Genomic DNA, 21,267 nt, shown 5'->3' on the forward strand with positions numbered 1-21,267 from the left:
TTCAACGCATCTGTAGTCATTTTCTCGCTTACATGCGTTATTTATATTCCTCTCTGTCTCTCAGCCCCATGGATTTGAAATTCCTCAAGTATGGGGCTTGATTTCCTTTACCTCGACGCATAGTGTTGTCTCAGTTTTTTACAGGCACTTTTATCCTGGGCACTCGTTGTAGTTTCCTAGGATCAGTAGGCAATTGGAATTATGCGTTGGAATCCATTTAATACCTCCATCGGTTTGGCCCTAGGTGGCGGCGCCGCAAAAGGAATGGCGCACATTGGTGTTTTGAAAGCTTTTGAAGAAGAAGGCCTTACCATTTCTTATCTTTCTGGTACCAGTATTGGTTCTTTAGTGGCGGCTTATTATGCTTTTGGAAAGTCATTAGAGGAGATTACTGAGGTTGGCGAGCAACTAACATTTAAATCTCTAACCAGCTTCAGTTGGCGAAAGACGGGTGGATTTTTCACCACCAGTGCTATTCGCGAAATGATTATTCGTGATCTGGGAGATGTACAGATTGAGGATGCAAAAATACCTCTGGCAATTTGCACAACGGATATTATCTCAGGTGAACAGGTAGCAATTGAAAAGGGGCCATTAGCTGATGCCGTGTGTGCTTCGGTAGCGGTTCCAGGTGTATTTGCTCCGGTTGAGTTTAACGGTCGGAAGTTGGTGGATGGTGGCATAGTTGAGAATGTGCCTATTTCGTTACTAGACGATTTAGGGGCTGGTATCAGTGTGGCGGTAAATCTCAACGGGATTAAACGCTACCCTGAACCGGACGGAATGTTTGATGTGGTCAGTAACGCCATTGATATCTGTATGGATCTAAAAACGCGTGATCAGCTCAAAAATGCGGATGTGGTGATTTCTTTGGATTTATCGACTTTCAATCGCACGGATAATAAAGACCGTGTTCATGAGTTGATCGAAGAAGGGTATCGTCCGACTAAAGAACAAATTTCAAAGGTGTTGTGGTTCAAACGCACCAACTATCTGCATTACTTGATCGATTTGATTAAGCGCGTTATTCCGCTGAAAATTCCTGAGCTGATTAAATTACCCTTCAAACCTAAGCTGCCAACGATCAAGATTAAGTAATGGCTTAAAAAAGGTACCTACATGAAGAACTGGATATTCCTATGTGTTGCCATTGTCTCTGAAGTGATCGCAACGTCTGCGCTCAAGCAAAGTGATGGCTTTACTAAATTAGCTCCGTCTATTGTCGTGGTGGTTGGTTATGGCATTGCGTTTTACTTATTAGCATTGACCTTGCGAACGATTCCGATGGGTGTCTCTTATGCTATTTGGTCTGGCTTGGGTGTAGCATTGATTACGTTGGTGGGGTGGCTTCAATACGATCAAAAACTGGATGCCGCCGCGATTATCGGCATAGCCATGATCATTTCTGGCGTGATTGTGATGAATGTGTTTTCTAAAACCTTGGGGCATTAGGGGATAGCTATAAATACCTAGGGAGCCTCTGAACAAAGCATTTTTACTTAGAGCCCTGTAATAAATATGGAGTAAGATCAATCAGTCGATTGATCTTTTCTGAAGCAATAAAAAACCCGGCGCATGGCCGGGTTTTTTATGAAAGAAAGCTAAATAATTTCGTTAAAAATTACTTCGCTTCTTTACGAGCTTTCGCTTCAGCGATTACTTCGTCAGCAACGTTTTGTGGACATGCTGAGTAGTGTGAGAACTCCATAGAGAACTGACCACGACCAGAAGTAATTGTACGAAGGTGACCGATGTAGCCGAACATCTCAGAAAGAGGAACGTCAGCTTTAATACGAACACCAGTAGTACCAGCTTCTTGGTCTTTGATCATGCCGCGACGACGGTTCAAGTCACCGATTACGTCACCAACATTGTCTTCTGGAGTGAACACGTCAACTTTCATCACAGGCTCAAGAAGCTGAGGGCCAGCTTTTGGCATAGACTGACGGAATGCACCACGAGCAGCGATTTCGAATGCTACTGCAGACGAGTCAACTGGGTGATAGTTACCGTCGAATAGCTCAACTTCAACGTCAAGAACAGGGTAGCCCGCTAGAGGACCTTCTTCCATCATACGTTTGAAGCCAGCTTCAACTGCAGGCCAGAATTCCTTAGGAACGTTACCACCAACAACTGTTGAAGAGAACGTGAAGCCAGAGTTAGCTTCGCCAGGCTTGATGCGGTAGTCGATCTTACCGAACTGACCAGAACCACCAGACTGCTTCTTGTGCGTGTAAGAGTCTTCAAGTGGAGTAGTGATGGTTTCACGGTATGCAACCTGTGGTTTACCAACTTCTAGCTCAACACCGTAAGTACGCTTCAAGATGTCTACTTTAATGTCTAGGTGAAGTTCACCCATCCCTTTAAGGATAGTTTCACCAGAATCTTCGTCAGTCTCAACAACGAATGATGGATCTTCTGCAACCATCTTACCGATAGCAACACCCATCTTCTCAGTAGAGCCTTTGTCCTTAGGAGTAACAGCAATAGAGATTACTGGCTCAGGGAAGATCATAGGCTCAAGAGTACATTCGTGCTTAGGATCACATAGAGTGTGACCAGTTTGAACGTTCTTCATACCAACAACTGCGATGATGTCACCCGCTTGTGCTGAAGAAAGTTCGTTACGCTCGTCCGCCTGCATCTCAACCATACGGCCGATACGCTCAGTTTTACCAGTGTAAGAGTTAAGGATAGTGTCACCCTTGTTCATTACACCAGAGTAGATACGGATAAAGGTCAGGGCACCGAAACGGTCGTCCATGATTTTAAACGCTAGTGCGCGTAGTGGCTCTTCTGCAGAAACCGTTGCAACTTCACCAGTAGGCTCACCAGTTTCTTTGTCAGTAAGCGGCTGAGGATCAACTTCAGTAGGTGCTGGTAGGTAATCAACAACAGCGTCAAGAACAAGCTGCATACCTTTGTTCTTAAATGCAGAACCACAGTAAGTTGGGAAGAATGCAAGGTCACGAGTACCTTTACGGATACACGCTTTGATTTGTTCCATTGATGGCTCAACACCTTCTTCAAGGTATTCCATCATTAGGTCTTCGTCTTGCTCAAGTGCAGTTTCGATTAGTTTCTCACGGTATTCTTCTACCTGATCAACCATGTCTGCAGGGATGTCTTGGATTTCGTAGTTTTCTGGAAGACCAGTGTCGTCCCAAACGTATGCTTGTTTAGAAAGAATATCTACAACGCCAGAGAAGGTGTCTTCGCGACCGATTGGAAGCGTCATAACTAGTGGGTTAGCACCCAATACGTTTTCAACCTGGTCAACAACGCGTAGGAAGTCTGCACCGATACGGTCTAGTTTGTTAACGAAAATGATACGAGCAACTTCAGATTCGTTCGCATAACGCCAGTTAGTTTCTGACTGAGGCTCAACACCACCAGAACCACAGAATACACCGATACCACCGTCAAGAACTTTAAGAGAACGATATACTTCAACAGTGAAGTCAACGTGTCCAGGAGTATCAATAACGTTTAGACGGTGATCGTTCCAGAAACAGCTTACAGCAGCTGACTGAATAGTAATACCACGCTCAGCTTCCTGTTCCATGAAGTCGGTTGTAGATTCGCCATCATGTACTTCACCAGTTTTATGGATTTTACCGGTAAGCTTCAGGATACGCTCTGTTGTCGTGGTTTTACCCGCATCTACGTGCGCGAAAATACCGATATTTCTGTATTTAGATAAATCAGTCATTTTATTACTCTATTAAGTTATAGGGTCTTCTACGAATGTTCTGTTCGAAAAAATTTGCGCGACAGTATACAGGAAGTTTCTAGGGTTTTAGAAGAGGATTCCTGAAATTATCAAAGGAATATTGTAGTTCTTTTCCATCACGGATATTGCTTGGTTACTTTAAAACCGATAAAGCGACTTTAGATATTCCTTTTGTACCGCGTAATTACTTCAATATTTGTTAATTTTCAGGCAATTAGTCTCTGAAATTGTTGAATTGCAGAGGCATGCCGACATTTGCTTCTCGAAGGATAGCCATGGTTTGTTGCAAATCATCACGCTTCTTGCCTGTGACTCGTACTTTATCGCCTTGAATGACTGCCTGCACTTTAATTTTGCTTTCTTTGATCAGCTTTACAATTTTACGTGTGTGATCTGCTTCAAGCCCTTGGCGAACAATGATGGTTTGTCTAAGTTGTTTGCCGGCACCTTCAGGATCTTTTAGCTCCAATGAGCCTGTATCAACGCCACGTTTTACCATCTTACTTCTTAAAATGTCTTCCATTTGACTCAGCTGAAATTCTGCATCCGCGTGTGTGTTGATCACTCCATCTTTTAATTCAAAACTGGCATCAACCCCTCTGAAGTCAAAACGAGTCGCCAGTTCTCGGTTTGCTTGGTCCACTGCATTGGTTAATTCATGCATATCAATTTCTGACACGACATCGTATGAGGGCATTGTTATCTCCATGTACTGAATGTTTTACAGATGCTCGCACTAGCGAAAATCTGTACGTTGTTAAATTGTGTTTGAAGTGTACTACAAAGCGAATAAAAGACAGAGCAGATCACGTGCAGATTTGACTCAATTAACTAACCTTTAATTCTAATAGGATATAAGTCAATTTCTGTAGAGAGGTGTAAAGGGAGACGGGGTGCTTGCCGATAAGCTCTTAAATACTATGTGTTTTGTTCATGAAAAGTGTGCATAAGCTTTTCTTTTAAGGATCGAATGCGTGAGTAATGAAAATTAAGAACTAGCACGAACGCTAGTCAATAAAGAGGTGGAATGTGGGTTCATTAAAAGCTATGTCGCTTAAGAAGAAGTTGCTGGCGACCATCATACTGTTACTTGTTTCAATTATTTTAATTTTATCGGTGAACCTTGGACGGGTCTTGGTCAGCCTAAAAGAGGAGGTTGTGAGCCAAACCGGCGAAGCCATGGAGCATCAAATTCAGGCACGCTTAAAGTCAGAGGCGGGTTCGTTCGCATATAAAATCAGTAATTTCATCAATCGTTCCTACCAGCTGCCTCAAACGGTTGCACGTGTTTTAAAAGACAGTATGTCTCCTGATCGTATTGCCTTTGATCGTGAACAAGTAAATCAGCTGGTTTCTTCTGTATTGGAAGAAAATAAGCAGGTGAGCTCTATCTATGCTCAGTTCGAGAAAAATGGCTATGACCAGATGGATTCGATGTTTGTTAATTCAGGCGCAATTCATAGCGTAGAAAACACAGGGACTTTGGAGATTTATTGGGTTCGTAATCCTGACGGTTCTCTAGAGCAGCAGAAAGTTGAGGATTCCAGTGAAAAGTACGCCGACACTCGAGATGAATTTGGTATTCGTGAAGCCGAATGGTATCTGTGTGCTAAGGATTCATTAAAGCCATGTGCTATGGAACCCTATTTATATGAAATTTCAGATGATTATTCGGAAATGATGACCAGTTTAACGGCGCCGGTTGTCTTCAGTGGTGCATTCAAAGGTTTGGTTGGGGTGGATGTAAATCTGCCTATTTTCCAAAAGATGACTGATGAACTGAGTGCGAAATTGTTTAATGGCCAAGGTCGGGTCACCGTATTAAGTTCTATGGGATTTGTGGTGAGTTCAAGCCATTACAAAGACAAACTGAGTCGCCCATTAAAAGAGTCGCATCCTAACTATTCGGATGAGTTATTGACGGTCTATCAAAGTCAGGAGACTGTAGTAAAAGATGGTATGTTCCTGGTGGGGTATCCGATCAACATTGAAGCATCTAATTCGACTTGGTCTGTTTTATTGGAAGTTCCTGTAGATGTGGCGATGGCCTCGAAACATGAGCTAACGGATTTCATCGCCGATCAGGTAGCTTCGATTATTACTCAACAAATGATGATCTCACTGATAGTAGGTGTCGTAGGTTTGATTGTGATGGTGTTGTTGATTGCGTCTATTACTAAACCCATCGGACAACTTAATAGAGCAATGCGCAATCTGGCGAGTGCCGATGGCGATCTGACACAAACAATTAATCTGGATACTCATGCTGAACTGATTGAATTAAGCGGTAACGTTAATCTCTTCATTGAGAAGCTACGAACCATGATTAATAAACTGAAGACCGCAGGAACGAATGCACGTTCTTTGTCTGCGGACAGTAAAGAAATCAGCGAGCAAACAGATCAGGAAACCAGCCAGCAGTTAGGGGAAATCAGCAGTGTTGTAACTGCGACCAATGAAATGTCGGCGACGGCTCATGAAGTATCTCGTTTTGCGACCGAAGCGTCAGAGAATGCATCGAATGCCTCGGATGAAATTCAAAACTCTGCGAAGACGTTGTCCAGCTCGGTTGAGATGGTTAAGGCTCTGACGGATGACATGCAGCAGGCCAGTAACTCAATTTCTCAAGTTGCGGCACGTAGCGAAGACATTCATCGTATTTTGGATGTGATTCGTTCCATTGCTGAACAAACCAACTTACTCGCGTTGAATGCAGCCATTGAAGCGGCGCGTGCAGGTGAACAAGGGCGTGGTTTTGCCGTGGTAGCAGATGAAGTTCGATCTTTGGCATCCAAAACTCAATCTTCTACTGAAGAAATTAATGACATGATTCAAAGCCTTCAGGGCGAAGTAAATTCAGCGGTGAGTATCATCGAGAGTGGTACGTCAAAAGCGCAAGAAGCCATGGAGAGAACACAGACATCCTATGAATCACTTCATGGGGTTTCTAAAGACATCATCGTTATTTCTGATCATATTACCCAAGTGGCTACGGCTGCAGAGGAACAAAGTTCGGTCAGTGAAGAGATTAATAAAAATCTGACCATTCTTGGTGAAGCGTCCAGTGCATTGTCAGAATTGGGTAAACGCAGTTCAGATATTAGTGATCAACTTCAGTCGCATATGGATGAAGTTGAGCATCAGCTATCTCAACTTAAAACTTGATAGGTACTAAAATAGTCAATGCACTTTCTTGTCCTGTTTGGTGACTCTACCAGAAAGTGTCTACACTAAATAAACAACTTACTTTTGGTGCCGACTTTTTTGTCGGCACTGCTTTATTAGGCACTCAGCTTTGTTGTCAGAGGTGTTAGTGAAGTCATTACTGAGCTTTGTGATTTTGCTTGTTTCTGTATATACGTATTCTCATGAGGCTGTTATTGATCGTGGTGAATCTGGTGTGGTTCGCGTATGCCAGACTGAAAAGGCGAAATATGCCTTCAGAATTGAATTGGCTAATTTAATTCTGAAAAAAACAGCCACCGTCTATGGTGAATCGGAAGTTGTCACTTTCAGGCGTGAGGATCTGAGTATCAGTCAAGACCGCTGTATTGAATTATTAAAAGGTAAACGTCTTGATTTACTCTACCTGCCACCAAAAGAGTCATTACTAACGAACTTCAGTTATATCCCGTTTGATATTCACGCAGGTATGCTGGGGTATCGCGTATTTCTTATTCGTAAGCATCAAGCTCCAGATTTTCAACGGATACAAACCCTGGACGACTTGCGTTCATTTACCGGAGGTTTTGGGAAACAGTGGGGGGACTTTAAAGTCTTCGCATTAAATGGGCTACCCGTTGAAGGTGCGGCAAACAGCAGTGTGTTAATGAAGATGCTTCGCCACAATCGATTTGACTATTTTCATCGTGGATTACACGAAGCTTGGGCAGAGCTTGAGGCTTCGCCAGAGTTTGCAAATGACCTTATGGTGGAAGAGACAATCGCGCTGAGATACCCATTTCAGGTGTTTTATTGGTTCCATAAAGACAACGAATATCTCAAACAGCGCTTCGAGAGAGGCTTGTTGTTAGTATTGCAAGATGGCAGCTATCGGGCTCTGTTTAAAAAACACTTTAACGAGCTGGTAGAAAAGGCAAAGCTTCATCAAAGAACCATCATTGATATTAAGTATCCTATGTCAGATGAAGTTAGGCAGTGGTTAGAGGATAAGCCCATAGAACCTTTTTGGTTAGAACAGGCCCCGTTGATCTCAGCCCCACTGTCTATTGTGCCTTCTGAAACCTCTCCGAAAGGCAATTGACGTTTCGAGGGCATTAACTACATATTTCTACGATATTCCCCGCCGACATCGAATAACGCCTGACAAATCTCTCCTAAGCTTGCGTGTTTTACTGTCTCCAAAAGTGCGTCGAAACTGTTTTCTTTGGCTTTGGTGATGGCTTGCAGCGTTTCAATAGCTGCTTGTTTATCAGTGCTGTGCCTTTGCTGAAAGGCGTTCAATTGACTGATTTGTTGATTCTTCTCGTCATCGGTTGATCGCATCAGTTCAATGGCGGAAAGGTCTTCCTGATCCTGTTCTGATATGAAGGTGTTGACACCAACCAAAGGCAATGAACCGTCATGTTTTTTGTGTTCGTAGAGCATGGATTCGTCTTGGATTTTAGACCGTTGATACATGGTGTCCATAGCGCCTAACACGCCACCACGTTCGGTTAGTGCGTCGAATTCTTGGTAGACGGCTTCTTCGACAAGATCTGTTAATTGATTGATGAGAAACGAGCCTTGAAGAGCGTTTTCACAGAAGTTTAATCCTAACTCTTTATTGATAATCAACTGAATAGCCACGGCACGACGAACCGATTCTTCCGTAGGAGTGGTAATGGCTTCATCGTACGCGTTGGTGTGTAGACTGTTGCAGTTATCGAGTAACGCATAGAGCGCCTGCAGTGTGGTACGAATGTCATTGAATTGAATTTCTTGCGCGTGTAGTGATCGGCCGGAAGTTTGAATGTGGTACTTCAGTTTTTGGGATCGCTCTGATGCGCCGTAGCGTTCTTTCATGGCTCTTGCCCAGATTCGGCGAGCAACTCGACCAATCACCGAATATTCCGGGTCCATGCCATTGCTAAAGAAGAAACTCAGGTTGGGGGCGAAGTCATCAATGGACATACCACGAGCAAGATAGTACTCCACTATGGTAAAGCCGTTGGCCAAGGTAAACGCCAACTGACTGATTGGGTTGGCTCCGGCTTCGGCGATGTGGTAACCCGAAATGGAGACACTGTAGAAATTTCTTACCTGATGATCGATAAAATATTGCTGAATGTCGCCCATCATTTGCATGGCGAATTCGGTAGAGAATATGCAGGTGTTTTGGGCTTGATCTTCTTTAAGAATGTCGGCCTGAACTGTGCCTCGAATCTTGGTCAGTGTGTCTGCTTTGATCTTTTGGTAAATGTCGGTATCAATGACCTGATCGCCGGTAACACCCAGTAGCGCTAAACCCAAACCGTCATTATTCGATGGTAAAGCACCTTGGTACTCGGGGCGGGTTTGGTTCTTAAAAATATCCTGAAGCTTTTGGTCGACATCTGTCCAAAGGTTATTTTCTGTAATGTATTTTTCTACCTGCTGATCGATGGCGGCATTAACAAAAAAGGCTAGAATAATCGGAGCCGGGCCATTGATGGTCATGGATACTGAGGTTGTTGGCGAACACAAATCAAACCCGGAGTAGAGTTTCTTCATGTCATCGAGGTTGGCAATAGAAACGCCTGAATTACCCACCTTGCCGTAAATGTCTGGGCGAGGTGCTGGGTCATTACCGTAGAGTGTCACTGAATCAAACGCGGTCGAAAGTCGAGTGGCTTCTTGACCTTGGGCAATGTAGTGGAAGCGACGATTAGTCCGTTCAGGCGTGCCTTCTCCAGCGAACATGCGGATAGGGTCTTCACCGGTTCTGCGATAGGGGAAAACGCCGGCTGTAAAGGGGTAGTGCCCAGGAAGGTGTTCTCGATTCAAAAAGCGTAATCGTTCTCCCCAATCCTTGAATTCCGGCGGTGCGACTTTAGGAATGAGATTTCCTGATAAAGACTTCAAATAGTTCTCACCGATGATGGTGTTATTTCTAACTTGGTACTGGTATTCCTCGTTGGTTATTCCCTCAATCAAACTGTCCCATTGCTGTAAACCTTGAATATCCTCGGGCGTTAGTTGTGCAAGGGCTTCTTGATAAGCCTGCCGGATTTTTGAAAGGCTGGCGTCGTCCGTATGTAGTTCTTCTGAACTGAACGTCTCTAACGGCTTTGGTCTGTTACTGTCGTTAAGTAACTCTAGGCAGGAATAATATTCCTGAGCTTTTCTAGCACAGTTGGCCTTATGCTCGATGGCATCATTTATCGAACGCCCTTGAGACGCGATCTCAGACAAATATCGAACGCGTTCTCCTGGAATTAATGAATGGCCTTTCGGTAATTGGTTGATGTTCTGTTGTTGGTGATCCCAATGACTTTGAGATTGAGCTAACGCGTCACACAACTTTGCGAATAAGCGATTTACACCAGGGTCGTTAAATTGACTGGCGATGGTTGGGAAAACCGGTAAGTCTTCGTCGGCTTTAGTGAACTCGTTTTGATTGCGTCGGAATTGTTTTCGCACATCCCGCAAGGCGTCTTCAGAGCCTTTTTTTTCAAACTTGTTGATGACGATGAAGTCGGCAAAATCCAGCATGTCGATTTTTTCGAGTTGGCTGGCGGCGCCGAATTCGCTGGTCATGACGTACAGTGCGTGATCTACCAAATCCACAATTTCTGAGTCGCTTTGTCCAATACCTGCCGTTTCAATCATGATCAGATCAAAACCAGAGTATTTAAGAATATCAATGGCATCGGAGAGTAGGGCGCTGGTCGCCAGATTTTGACGGCGTGTTGCCATTGAACGCATGTAAATGTTGTCAGCTTTTAGGCTGTTCATACGAATGCGATCACCAAGCAATGCGCCGCCGGATCGACGACGTGTTGGGTCGATGGCAAGCACTGCAATCTTTTTCTCAGGCAAATCTTGGCAGAAACGGTTGAGTAATTCATCGGTCAGCGATGATTTTCCCGCGCCACCGGTTCCGGTAATTCCGATGATGGGAGCAGGGTCTATATGTTGTGTTTGGCAGGATTTAATTAACGCTTGTTTTAGCGTTGTAAGAGCTTCATGGTCAAGATGATGACTTTCGATGGCGGATAGGGTTTGACTGATAGCCAGCTTTTGCGCCTTGGTCAGTGTTGCTTTTTGATCGGGGTCGGTACTATTTGAGTTCTCCGAAAGTAGAGCGTTTACGGCAATGGTTTGCTGTGATTTTCGTTCAGTCTTTGCTTTTTGAGCTCGCTCAATGACATCTGTAATCATCTGCTCCAGCCCCATAGAAAGGCCATCTTGTGGATGATAAATGCGTTCGATGCCGTAGGCTTCCAATTCTTCGATTTCTTTCGGTGTGATCGTACCGCCGCCGCCACCAAAGATGCGAATATGTGAGGCATTCAGGGCAGCCAGTTGATCATAGAGGTATTTGAAGAACTCCATATGTCCGCCCTGATAGGAACTGATCGCAATAGCATCGGCGTCTTCTTCAATGGCGGCCATAAGTATTTCATCGACACTGCGATTGTGCCCGAGATGAATGACTTCCACGCCTCTAGCTTGAATCAATCTGCGCATCATGTTGATGGCAGCATCGTGACCATCAAACAACGATGCGGCCGTTACAAAGCGCATTGGTAAGTCGGTTGTAGCTTGGGCGTCGTTCACAGTCATCGTTCTAAGTCGGCTTTTAGCTTTAAGTTTAGTTGAAGCTGTTTCGCTCACATTCGATGAGTTGTGTTCTTTTGTGACCGTTGCTTGGGATGATGGCGTTGCATTCTGAGACATGGAGAGTCCTTGCACTGATAACTATTCTTCTTATTTTTCATTGAGTATGGTTAGCGCTTCCGGGGTTTGCCATGTGAATTGAGGCCGCAGGATAAATTGGTTCATCTCGGCCAAGAATCGTGATGCAAATGGGCCATTCGTTCTGTTAATTGATATAACTCACTACTACACTCGGGTATTCATGACATTATACGGCTGACACTCAGTAAGACGTTTCTAGGTGGTAGCACTATGGCATCCGGCAGTTCATCAAAGGAAAAAATTCCACACCCGTTGTTTCGATTGGGGTTTCGGCCTTTGTTTTTATTCGGCGCACTTTCCGCTGTTATGTTGGTTGGCTGGTGGACTTACTATTGGACGGCATTAACGATGGGCGAAGCTCTCCAGTGGGCGCCCATTGGTGGCGCGGTTTGGTGGCACGGCCATGAAATGGTGTTTGGTTTCACCACCGCAATTATTGGTGGTTTTCTATTGACGGCGGTGAGGAACTGGACCGGTATTGCGACCATTACAGGCAAACCTTTGATGTTATTGGCAATGCTTTGGGTTACTGCCAGGCTTGCACTGGCTTTTGGGCCGCTTTTGTCGCTTGATCCTGCTTTTGTATTGCTGATTGATGAGTTGTATTTCTTGGGGCTGATTCTGGCTGTAGGCCATCCGATCATAAAAGCCAAAATGTGGCGGAACTTGATGTTTGTTCCAATTCTCCTGGCTTTTGCGGTGCTGAATGGGTTGTCTTATGGCAGTGCGTTAGGCGTTTCTGGGTTGGAAGGTTTTTCGATTTCAGCCATCCATGGCGGGGTGTTTTTAATTGTACTGATTATTGCCATCATCGGTGGTCGTGTTCTTCCGTTTTTTACTGCAAATGGCTTGGGCATTCCTAAGGTAGATGGTATCCCTGCGCTGGATTTGGTCTCGATTTTAAGTCTGGTGATTCTAGTAGGTTGCGCACTTTACGGCCTGAATGATATGCCGTCAGGTCTATTGGCCGGGCTCGCGTTTGTAGCTGGGATTAGTAATTTAATTCGCTTGGTACGCCTGAAATTCTGGTTATGTCATAAGGTTTCTCTGTTGTGGTCGTTGCACCTGTTTTATAGCTTTATTCCATTTGGGTTAATTGCTTTGGGGTTCTATGCACTAGGTGTGATTGACAGTTTCAGCCCTGTACTGCATCTAATGACGGTGGGTGCTATAGGCGGCATGATTCTTTCTATGATTACTCGTGTTAGTCTCGGTCATACAGGTCGACCACTGAAGGCTTCCAAGCCGTTGGCGATTGCCTTCGTGCTGTTGTTTCTGTCGGTGATGGCGCGCTCTGTATTACCACTTGCTATGCCGGGTGCTATTGCGTCAGCCATTTTGTGGGCAGGAGTTCTGTGGGTAATTGCCTTCGGCGTGTTTGTTGTGATTCATGGGCCGTACTTGTGGTCAGCACGGCCGGACGGAAAACCTATCTGAATCAAAAATACAGCGCCACACAAAACGCGATAAATAGTACTAATGAGAGAACCTGCCAAAACACCACCGGGTTCTTCTCGATTAAGGCCGCCTTGTTTTGCTTTTTGTAGTTCGGGTTTGGGTGTTGGACTTCGTACAGCAATTCAGAGACATCTTGGTGGCGATCCATCGGGTCGAGGGACATGGCTTTTTGAATTGCCCCGTCAATCCAGAACGGTACCAGAGGATTAAGTTCATAGGTCGGTGTATACCTGAGTTTTGAATAGGACTGCTTCGTTCGACAGTGGTTGAGCTTGCCATTATAAGGCTCAGTTCCGGACAACATTTCATACAGAATCACGCCGAGTGAAAAGACTTCCGAACGAATGCTGCTTTTAAATTCCAACACGGTTTCTGGTGAGGAATAACCAGCCGTTCCTAGGATGCCATCCTGTTCGATGGGCGACGTAATTTCGGCAATGCCTTTGGCATGACATGAACCAAAGTCGATGATTTTTGCTTCGCCATTCCTGTCGAGCATGATGTTCCCAGGCTTCAGGTCCTGATGCAGCGTTTCTCTGCGATGAAATGCGCGTACCCCTTTAATCACCTGTTCGAAGATATAGAGCACTTCTTCAATGTGTGGTTTCGGGTGTTCATTAATCCAGCGTTCCAGCGTTATGCCTTCCACATATTCAGTAAGGTAATAGAGACAGGACTTTCGACGCGTAGACTCAACCACTTTGACTACATGTGGGTTTTGAATACGACTGCCTATCCAGCTTTCCATCACGAAACGTTCTATATAGGCTGGGTCATCTTCATAATTTACTGAAGGTGTTTTCATGGTCAGTACTTTATCGGTTTCAGTGTCTATGACACGATAAAGTTGGCTGCGATTGCTGGCGTGCAATTCTTTTTCAATTCTATAGCCGTCAAGGATCATGCCCTCTTCGAGATAGGGGGGGAAAGGCAGCTCGGTGAGTTTTTGTGTGACGTCATTTACGTCTTGCTGGGGCAGTGCATCAACTCGAACCAATTGACAACTCAGGTTGTCGTTACTGTTATTTTCAAGCGCAAACTCGATAAGCTGTTGGCAATAGTCTTCGAGGCTGTTGTGTTCAGGATCTTTTGATTGATGAGCTTGAGCGGCTTCCATGACTGCACGAAGATCTTTTGATTTCACAAAATCATGAATGCCATCCGTCGAAAGCAGAAAGAGGTCTCCGGCTTCCACATCCAACACTCGACAATCCACATCCAGATTTACGTCCAGCCCCATGGCTCGAGCCAAGTAGGATTGGTTGTCGCTGATGTATGTGGTGTGATCCCGAGTCAGTTGTTCAAATTCATTGCCGCGTAAACGATAAATCCGACTGTCACCAACATGAAAGATGGTTGCGGTTTGGGATTTGAAAATAATGCAGCTTAAGGTGCTGACGTAGCCTTTACCGGCATCGATAAAATGTCGGCCTTGTCCATACAGCCAGCGGTTTAAGGCCGTTAATACCTTGGTCGTTGATTTCTTAACGCCCCAGGTTTCAGGGGTAGAGTAGTAGTCGTAGAGGAAGTTTCTGACGCAAGTTTCGCTGGCTTCTTTACCTGCTTCTGCAGCACTTACGCCATCAGCAATAATAGCCACTGCGCCTTTATTACTGAGTAAGGGGCCTTCAGGAATACGAATCCCAATCGCATCTTCGTTCTCTGGTTTTACGCCGGCTTCTGATCTTTGTCCGACCGTAAATTTTGCATCAGCGTGAAGATGCCATTCGCTCATGGTTCGTCCTTGTGTCAGTAATAGGTGTTTTCTTTGGAATGTAACGCAGGATCAACTGGTTACCTTTCCATGGATTAATTATTAATTCAATAAGAAAGCGACACTGCAAGCCAGTTTATACGGTGCTTGACAGGATTGATGGTAAAACATTTAAAGCGGTTGGTTGAATAATGAGCAGGTTTGTTTATTATCAGTATTAGTTACTAGACGATCGGTCTAAAATAAAAATAAGGATATCCGAGATGAGTACAAACCTACCAGGCCCAAAAGGAAGCTTCCTTTTAGGCAGCCTCAAACCATTCGCTGTGGATTTATTAAACTTTCTAACGACCACTCGACGTGAATACGGTGATTTTGTTCATTTCAAACTGGCAACGGTGGATAGCTACTTAGTTTCAAGACCACACTTAATTCGTCAGGTTTTGGTAACAGATCAAGACAAGTTCATAAAAAATCAGAATTTTTGGAAGCATTTCAAATCGCTTTTTGGGTTAGGGCTAATCACAAATGAGCATCAGTCCTGGCGAGTGCATCGCAAGTTATCAGCGCCTGCCTTTCAACCAAAGCGCATCGCTAATTACGCCGACTTTATGGTTGGTTATACCAAAGAGATGCTTGGTCATTGGGAAAATAATGCCGAAGTTGATCTTCATGATGAAATGATGGAAGTCACCGCCAAGATCGTTGCTAAAGCGTTGTTTGATGCTGAACTGGGTGAGCACAACGAACAGTTATTGGATGCTATGCATACCATTGAAGGGATGATTCCAACCCGGATGATGCGGCCGTTTGCATGGCAAGATGCTTTGCCTCTACCTTCGAACATCAAATACTCGAAGGCCTTACGGAAACTCAATCAGTTGGTGGAAGGCTTTATTCAACATCACAAAGCGCAAGAAGCACAAGGGAATGAAAGTAATTCTCTGTTATCTGTCTTGATGCAGGCGCGTTATGAGGATGGATCACGCCTACCGAATAAGCAATTGCGAGATGAGGTGATTACTTTATTTCTTGCCGGGCATGACACCACAGCTATCACCTTGTCCTGGACTTTCTATTTGTTGTCTCAACACCCAGAGAAGTTAACGCTTGTGGAAGAGGAGTTGGAGCGAGTGTTAGCCGGGCGAGATCCCGGTTGGGATGATTTAAAAACGCTTAGCTATACTCGCTCGGTCATTAAAGAAACTTTACGCCTGTATCCGGCAGCACATTTAATCGGACGCGAAACCACGGAAGATGTTGAGCTGGACGGTGTGAAGATTAAGAAAGGCGCTACGGTGCTTATGAGCCCATGGGTAATGGGCAGAGATGCAGAGTATTTTGACGACCCTCTGAGTTTTAAGCCGGAACGCTGGACACCGGAGTTTGAGAAAAGTCTCCCGAAAGGGGTGTACTTTCCGTTCAGTGCCGGGCCCAGAGTGTGTATCGGTGAAGGCTTTGCCATGATGGAAGCCGTTCTGTTGTTGGCTGTGATTGCTAAAGAATACCGTTTGGAGTGTGTCGATCGTGATGAAGTTGAGCCGTTTGCATCCATCACTTTAGTACCGAAGCGTGGTGTTAAAATGAGGGCGATTAGACGCAGTGAACACAATGCTCAACCTGATTATCAGTTTAAAGAGCAACTTGCTTGAGTCCTAATCATGCTCTTTGTAAGGAACCACCATCGGTTCGTGCTTTTCATTAAGGATAAAACCGATGGTTTGTCATAAGAAAAAGTGACCTTGGATGAAAAAAACACTAAACTGCCCGGTAATTTAAATGTAACAAAATGTAAATTAATCTGTTCTACAGGGTAATTTAGATAGAACTTGGGAAGTAATATGCAGCAACTGGCACGACGTTTGTTTAACAGTAATATCAAGAAAACCCTTCAGCATAGTATTCAAAAACCTTCAGAAGTTATCTCTCTTTATAAGCAAACCAAAGAAAACGCCAAGCAGCGATTTTTTTATGCCGATACCTTGGTTCAGGCCGAGAAAACGCCGTTCGAAGTGATTCATCAGCAAGACATTGTTACCGTCAGATATTACCCGCCATTAGAATGTGACAGCATCCAGGTCGAAGACGGCAAAGGCGGTGAATTCACGGTTGACGTCAACAAAGAGGCTTTTGAAACGCCGTTGGTGCTGGTGTCTCCGTTAGCTGTGAACATGTACATCTACGATTTATTTCCCCAGCGCAGTTTAGTGAAGTATTTAAGAGCACGTGGTTTTGAACTGTATTTGATCGACTGGGGTCGTCCTGGCTGGCGTCAAAATCATTTTGCCATCGAAACCTACATTACCGATCTCATGCCGGAAATGATTGCAAAGGTTCGTGAACACAGTGGTAAGCAGCAGTTGTCGCTGCATGGCTGGAGTTTTGGCGGTATGTTCAGTGCGGCATACTCAGCCCTGGATAAAGACATCAAAAACGTTGCTTTGATTGGTGCGCCGTGTGATTACCATGCAAACGGGGAATTAGGTGTTCAGTATCAACGTATTTCCCGTAACCTACGCTGGCTTGAAAAGCGCACCGGCTGGCGAGTGCACAACACCAAACAACGTTGGTGGCGTTCACCTGGCTGGGCGAATTCCATGGCGTTTAAACTGACTAACCCGGTGGGAAGTATCCAAGGCTATATGGATTTGCTAAAGAATCTGCACGATGAGGAGTACATTATTTCTCATGCAACTAATGGTGCTTTCCTTGATGATATGGTGGCGTATCCAGGGGCGGTAATTCAGGATGTGATTCAGTTCTTGTGGACGGACAACATCATGGCTAAAGGGGAGCTGCCTCTTCGCAACTTGAGAGTAAATTATTCCGATGTGACGGCCAATCTGTGTTTGATTACAGGTAAGCAAGACCCCATCGTTACTACAGATTGCGGTTTAAAGTTATTTGACTTGGTGTCGAGTGTTGAGAAGCATCACCAGGAAGTGAAGGGCGGCCACATGGGCATTCTTTCTGGCAGTAAATCGACCGTGGATATCTGGCCTCAAGTGGCAGACTGGTTAGCGGCACGATCTTAATTGTCGAGCCTCATGTTCGAAGCTTGAGTTTCGTTGAGATACATTTCCAGTGTGGAAATTAGCTCATCCGGCTTGAAGGGTTTGGGCAGGTGACTGTCCATCCCCACTTCCTTATACAACTTCACATCTTCACTCATGACATTGGCCGTTAAGGCAACAATAGGGGTGCGTTGATTCATACCTTTAGTGCGAATTAACTTGGTGGCTTCAACACCGTCCATTTCTGGCATTTGAATATCCATCAGGATGAGGTCAAAATGATCTATCTCGGCCTTATCGGCGGCTATTTCACCGTTGTCTGCGGTTGTTACTCTGAGACCAAACAAATCCAACATTTCTTGAGCAATCATTTGATTGATAGGGCTGTCTTCAACCAGTAGCACATGCTTGCCATTGAAATCTTGCTTTTCAATGTGTGCTGAGGCTTCTGAATGGTGGCTTGTTTCTGTGGCTATGCATTCGGTAATTCGAATGCTGTTAAAGGGAGACTCAATGCCGTAGAAACTTAGTGGAGTGATGGCAGACAATTCAAGCAGTTGGTCGGGGTATCCTAAAACATACGCAGTTTTATCTGGATGTTGTTCTAACAGCATTACAATGTAGTCCAGATCTTCCTTGCTATGAAGAGGAGGAAATTCAATCAACAGTTGTTGTGCAGTATTAAGTGTTTCAAAGGTGATTCCTGTTCTTTGTAGAGTCGCTTGTGCTTCCTGATTAGCTGTTTTACTCATATCAATGATGTGTACTGCTTTGGTCGTCAGATCCAGATTAGAGCATTTGATATCAAGTACTCGAGATGCACTCGCTTCGATGGGAAGCTTGATTGTAAAACAGGTTCCTACGTCCAGGCTGCTGGAGACATCGACAGTGCCGTCCATCAATTCTGTCAGGCTTTTAACGATGGAGAGGCCAAGCCCGGTTCCTCCGTATTTTCGGGTGGTGGAGAGATCTCCTTGGTTAAATTCGGTGAAAAGCTTGTCCATGGCTTTTTCATCAATTCCGACGCCGGTATCTGTGATTGTTATGTTCAGTTGTTGACTGGCTTGGTGAAAGGATACCTTGAGTTGAATAAAGCCTTCGTGAGTGAATTTAATCGCGTTCGAGACAAGGTTCGTGATGATTTGCTGTAATCGGGCTGGATCGCCTTGAAAATAAGCAGGTACTTCCGGCTCCACCAAAAAGTAAACATTAAGTGCTTTGTTTCTGGCGTTCGCACTCATGGTGGCTGAAATGCGCTCTAAGACATCAGCAATATCGACTTGAGTAATTTCAAGTTCAAGCTTTCCTGATTCAATCTTGCTAACGTCGAGAATATCGTTAATGACGTGCAATAAGGTATCGCTGGAAAGAATTACTTTATCTAGATAGTTAATGACTTCTGGTTTGATGGCTTTTTGGCGAGCCAGATTGGTTAAGCCTATGATGCCATTAAGTGGGGTTCTGATTTCGTGAGACATGTTGGAGAGAAATCGGCTTTTGGCCCGTGTGGATTCTTCTGCGGCGTTCCTTGCATCGATAAGCGCAATGGTTTGTTCTTTTAATGTTTGACTCATTCTGCGTTGAACAGAAAGTTGCCGAGAAATGATAATCAGGCCGGTTAGGGATATCCCGCCGATGATGGCAAGCAAGTAGATTTGAATCTTTAACGAGTGGTTCCAGGAATCGTGCATGTCTTTACTTTGCTTTTGAGCCGAGTGGATGACTTGTTGGCTGTATTGATTCCACAGTCGTCGGGCTTGAGCCAAGAGTGTATTGAATTGCTTGATATTGGATTTGTCATCAATGCTCATTGGGAGCACATAGCCCAGCTGATCTAGGTATTCTTGTAATTCAATCAGCTTGCCGGTTTCTCCATGGACTTGGTGGAAATTACCTGTTACATCACTCTTTAAGTCATTATTGATGCTTCCACGAATGATTTTGTATTGCATTTTCAAACGATGGAGATTTGAGGTCGTAGGCAGGTCTGAGAAATGTTGCGCTGTTAACTGCAAAGACATTAATTTAGTTTTTATGCCTAAGTTGTTATTGATGATGGCTAGAAACGGGCGACTGGTAAGTTGATTCAGGCTCTGGAGTTGAACGACCGAATAAAAAAGACAGCCGAGAAGAATTGCAGCTAACACAATAATATTGATGGTTAGGAAAGGGCGCTTGGTATCGATCAAAATACTATTGCACCTCTATGGTTCTTATTTGCCAAACAGATTTGTTGTAGTACAGATCGTTTCTTATATCTGGGTGATCTGAAAACGGAAATACCACAAATAGAGGCCCTCGGGTATCGAGTGTTAATTGTTGTCCGTTTTCATGAGTAGCTAAAATAACGTCGTATTTTTTTAAATCGGACATCTCAATCTCTGCCATATAATCATCCCAGGCAATGACGAGCACGGAGCTGCCTTTTGCGCCTACTTTTCGTAAGAGGTCTCTGAATAGGGGCCCCCGATAAGTAATTGGGATACTCGTGATATGATTTGTGGTCGTGATTTGATGTTGAGGAAGTGCGTTGATCGTTTTTCTGTCGATAAGTGCTAGATTATCCTGAGTCGTGACTGATATCTTACCTTTGATTTCAATCAGAACCTCTTTTTCAGATATAGCCGTCTCTGCAAGCAAATAAGACGGAAATAGCATCAAAAGAATTAGGACATTACGTATTGTTAAGCAATTAAACATATAAAAATACTCTTGTTTTTCTTTAGATGGAGTATAGACCTAAACTTAAGACTAGGAGTCCTGAGTACTTTTTTGCAGGGAAAAACTTTTCGATGATGTGCCTTATAGGTATCGAAACTAAGGCGATATTGAACAGATCAACAGTGAGTGAGTTTTGACGAAAGATGTAGACCCTTCGATTTGTCCTCTGTGTGGCAAAGGTAATTTTTGTGTGATGACCCAAGATTTGACTGACGGTGAATCTGGTCGTTCTATGAAGGCTTGCTGGTGTATGTCGGCCTCCTTTCCTGAGAACTATCAATCCTACTTGGCTCAGCAAGACCTGGATAAACGTTGTATTTGTGAGTCTTGTCTCGATCAAATGAATGCAGGCAAAGCTTAAATCTTCCTCTGTCTGTTTCTGATTATTCCTTGATATCTCTAAAAACCGCTGTGATAATCGCGCCTCGCTTTGGGTAGGTGGTATTTTAGATTCGAATCAACGCATCTGTAATGCTGCTTTTAAACGGGAAGTTGTGTGCTTGTTTGATGCCCTAATCAGACAAAATTCCAACGCTGCCCCCGCAACGGTGATGGAGCTAAGTTCAGTACTAAGCCACTGTGTTTGTCTATCAATGCTATGCCAATGATAGCAAAAGGACATGGGAAGGCGCTGAATGAAATCATGCTTAATGGTTTACTCCTAAGCCCGGAGACCGGCCTCTAGTGGTTCACTCATTCACTGAAACGTGCGGCGGGCACGTTAG

At 44.4% G+C, this 21,267-nt stretch carries 14 protein-coding genes and 1 riboswitch; of the genes, 8 read left to right on the top strand and 6 right to left on the bottom strand.

Going from position 1 to position 21,267, the window contains the following annotated elements; all coding sequences use genetic code 11:
* Positions 1–201: 201 nt before the first annotated feature.
* Both ACFOEK_RS10825 and ACFOEK_RS10830 read left to right on the top strand, forming a co-directional pair.
* Positions 202–1,098, top strand: a complete 897-nt coding sequence (locus tag ACFOEK_RS10825; RefSeq protein ID WP_386720433.1) for a patatin-like phospholipase family protein — start codon at positions 202–204, stop codon at positions 1,096–1,098.
* Between the two features lie 21 nt (positions 1,099–1,119).
* A complete protein-coding gene (locus ACFOEK_RS10830) occupies positions 1,120–1,452 on the top strand; it encodes a DMT family transporter (RefSeq protein ID WP_386720436.1) in 333 nt (110 codons plus the stop codon).
* 169 nt (positions 1,453–1,621) lie between these two features.
* On the opposite strand, the gene fusA is transcribed toward ACFOEK_RS10830, so the two are convergent.
* Together fusA and ACFOEK_RS10840 are read right to left on the bottom strand one after the other, a co-directional pair.
* Positions 1,622–3,712: an elongation factor G gene (fusA, locus tag ACFOEK_RS10835; protein ID WP_386720439.1), complete on the bottom strand. Its 2,091-nt coding sequence runs from the start codon at positions 3,710–3,712 to the stop codon at positions 1,622–1,624.
* 235 nt (positions 3,713–3,947) lie between these two features.
* The gene (locus tag ACFOEK_RS10840; protein ID WP_386720442.1) at positions 3,948–4,430 is read right to left on the bottom strand and encodes a YajQ family cyclic di-GMP-binding protein; all 483 of its coding nucleotides are present in this window, start codon (positions 4,428–4,430) and stop codon (positions 3,948–3,950) included.
* A gap of 332 nt (positions 4,431–4,762) precedes the next feature.
* Here ACFOEK_RS10840 and ACFOEK_RS10845 point away from each other — a divergent pair, with 332 nt between their 5' ends.
* Both ACFOEK_RS10845 and ACFOEK_RS10850 read left to right on the top strand, forming a co-directional pair.
* Positions 4,763–6,898, top strand: coding sequence for a methyl-accepting chemotaxis protein (locus ACFOEK_RS10845; RefSeq protein WP_386720445.1), 2,136 nt, complete (start codon positions 4,763–4,765; stop codon positions 6,896–6,898).
* 148 nt (positions 6,899–7,046) lie between these two features.
* Positions 7,047–7,997 carry a hypothetical protein gene (locus tag ACFOEK_RS10850; protein WP_386720448.1) on the top strand — a complete coding sequence of 317 codons (951 nt, stop codon included), beginning with the start codon at positions 7,047–7,049 and terminating at the stop codon, positions 7,995–7,997.
* A gap of 17 nt (positions 7,998–8,014) precedes the next feature.
* Here the strand turns inward: ACFOEK_RS10850 and ACFOEK_RS10855 are convergent, their stop codons facing one another.
* Positions 8,015–11,614: a methylmalonyl-CoA mutase family protein gene (locus ACFOEK_RS10855; RefSeq protein WP_386720451.1), complete on the bottom strand. Its 3,600-nt coding sequence runs from the start codon at positions 11,612–11,614 to the stop codon at positions 8,015–8,017.
* Between the two features lie 231 nt (positions 11,615–11,845).
* On the opposite strand from ACFOEK_RS10855, the gene ACFOEK_RS10860 reads away from it, so the two are divergent.
* On the top strand, positions 11,846–13,072 hold the full coding sequence (locus ACFOEK_RS10860; protein WP_386720455.1) for an NnrS family protein: 1,227 nt from the start codon (positions 11,846–11,848) through the stop codon (positions 13,070–13,072).
* Between the two features lies 1 nt (position 13,073).
* On the opposite strand, the gene ACFOEK_RS10865 is transcribed toward ACFOEK_RS10860, so the two are convergent.
* Positions 13,074–14,828, bottom strand: coding sequence for a protein kinase domain-containing protein (locus ACFOEK_RS10865; RefSeq protein ID WP_386720458.1), 1,755 nt, complete (start codon positions 14,826–14,828; stop codon positions 13,074–13,076).
* A gap of 242 nt (positions 14,829–15,070) precedes the next feature.
* On the opposite strand from ACFOEK_RS10865, the gene ACFOEK_RS10870 reads away from it, so the two are divergent.
* Positions 15,071–16,459, top strand: a complete 1,389-nt coding sequence (locus ACFOEK_RS10870) for a cytochrome P450 (protein WP_386720461.1) — start codon at positions 15,071–15,073, stop codon at positions 16,457–16,459.
* Positions 16,460–16,648: 189 nt separating this feature from the next.
* The gene (locus tag ACFOEK_RS10875; protein WP_386720464.1) at positions 16,649–17,842 is read left to right on the top strand and encodes an alpha/beta fold hydrolase; all 1,194 of its coding nucleotides are present in this window, start codon (positions 16,649–16,651) and stop codon (positions 17,840–17,842) included.
* Here ACFOEK_RS10875 and ACFOEK_RS10880 read toward each other — a convergent pair.
* Entirely contained in the window at positions 17,839–20,010 is a 2,172-nt protein-coding gene (locus ACFOEK_RS10880) for an ATP-binding protein (RefSeq protein ID WP_386720467.1), read from the bottom strand. The two genes, ACFOEK_RS10875 and ACFOEK_RS10880, sit on opposite strands and share 4 nt — an antisense overlap.
* 4 nt (positions 20,011–20,014) lie before the next feature.
* The gene (locus tag ACFOEK_RS10885; RefSeq protein WP_386720470.1) at positions 20,015–20,521 is read right to left on the bottom strand and encodes a molybdopterin-dependent oxidoreductase; all 507 of its coding nucleotides are present in this window, start codon (positions 20,519–20,521) and stop codon (positions 20,015–20,017) included.
* Positions 20,522–20,675: 154 nt separating this feature from the next.
* Here ACFOEK_RS10885 and ACFOEK_RS10890 point away from each other — a divergent pair, with 154 nt between their 5' ends.
* Positions 20,676–20,903 carry a cysteine-rich CWC family protein gene (locus tag ACFOEK_RS10890; RefSeq protein WP_386720473.1) on the top strand — a complete coding sequence of 76 codons (228 nt, stop codon included), beginning with the start codon at positions 20,676–20,678 and terminating at the stop codon, positions 20,901–20,903.
* A 54-nt stretch (positions 20,904–20,957) separates the two neighbouring features.
* A riboswitch (cobalamin riboswitch) is annotated at positions 20,958–21,239 on the top strand.
* Positions 21,240–21,267 lie beyond the last annotated feature (28 nt).

Origin of the sequence: Litoribrevibacter euphylliae, from assembly GCF_042646085.1 — a bacterium.
Lineage (GTDB): Bacteria > Pseudomonadota > Gammaproteobacteria > Pseudomonadales > Litoribrevibacteraceae > Litoribrevibacter > Litoribrevibacter euphylliae.

Bases quoted from the DNA above. Each gene is read 5' to 3' on its own strand.
- ACFOEK_RS10875 (WP_386720464.1), top strand. From the start codon at position 16,649: ATGCAGCAACTGGCACGACGTTTGTTTAACAGTAATATCAAGAAAACC.
- ACFOEK_RS10855 (WP_386720451.1), bottom strand. From the start codon at position 11,614: ATGTCTCAGAATGCAACGCCATCATCCCAAGCAACGGTCACAAAAGAA.
- ACFOEK_RS10830 (WP_386720436.1), top strand. From the start codon at position 1,120: ATGAAGAACTGGATATTCCTATGTGTTGCCATTGTCTCTGAAGTGATC.
- ACFOEK_RS10860 (WP_386720455.1), top strand. From the start codon at position 11,846: ATGGCATCCGGCAGTTCATCAAAGGAAAAAATTCCACACCCGTTGTTT.
- ACFOEK_RS10825 (WP_386720433.1), top strand. From the start codon at position 202: ATGCGTTGGAATCCATTTAATACCTCCATCGGTTTGGCCCTAGGTGGC.
- ACFOEK_RS10870 (WP_386720461.1), top strand. From the start codon at position 15,071: ATGAGTACAAACCTACCAGGCCCAAAAGGAAGCTTCCTTTTAGGCAGC.
- fusA (WP_386720439.1), bottom strand. From the start codon at position 3,712: ATGACTGATTTATCTAAATACAGAAATATCGGTATTTTCGCGCACGTA.
- ACFOEK_RS10865 (WP_386720458.1), bottom strand. From the start codon at position 14,828: ATGAGCGAATGGCATCTTCACGCTGATGCAAAATTTACGGTCGGACAA.
- ACFOEK_RS10840 (WP_386720442.1), bottom strand. From the start codon at position 4,430: ATGCCCTCATACGATGTCGTGTCAGAAATTGATATGCATGAATTAACC.
- ACFOEK_RS10885 (WP_386720470.1), bottom strand. From the start codon at position 20,521: ATGTTTAATTGCTTAACAATACGTAATGTCCTAATTCTTTTGATGCTA.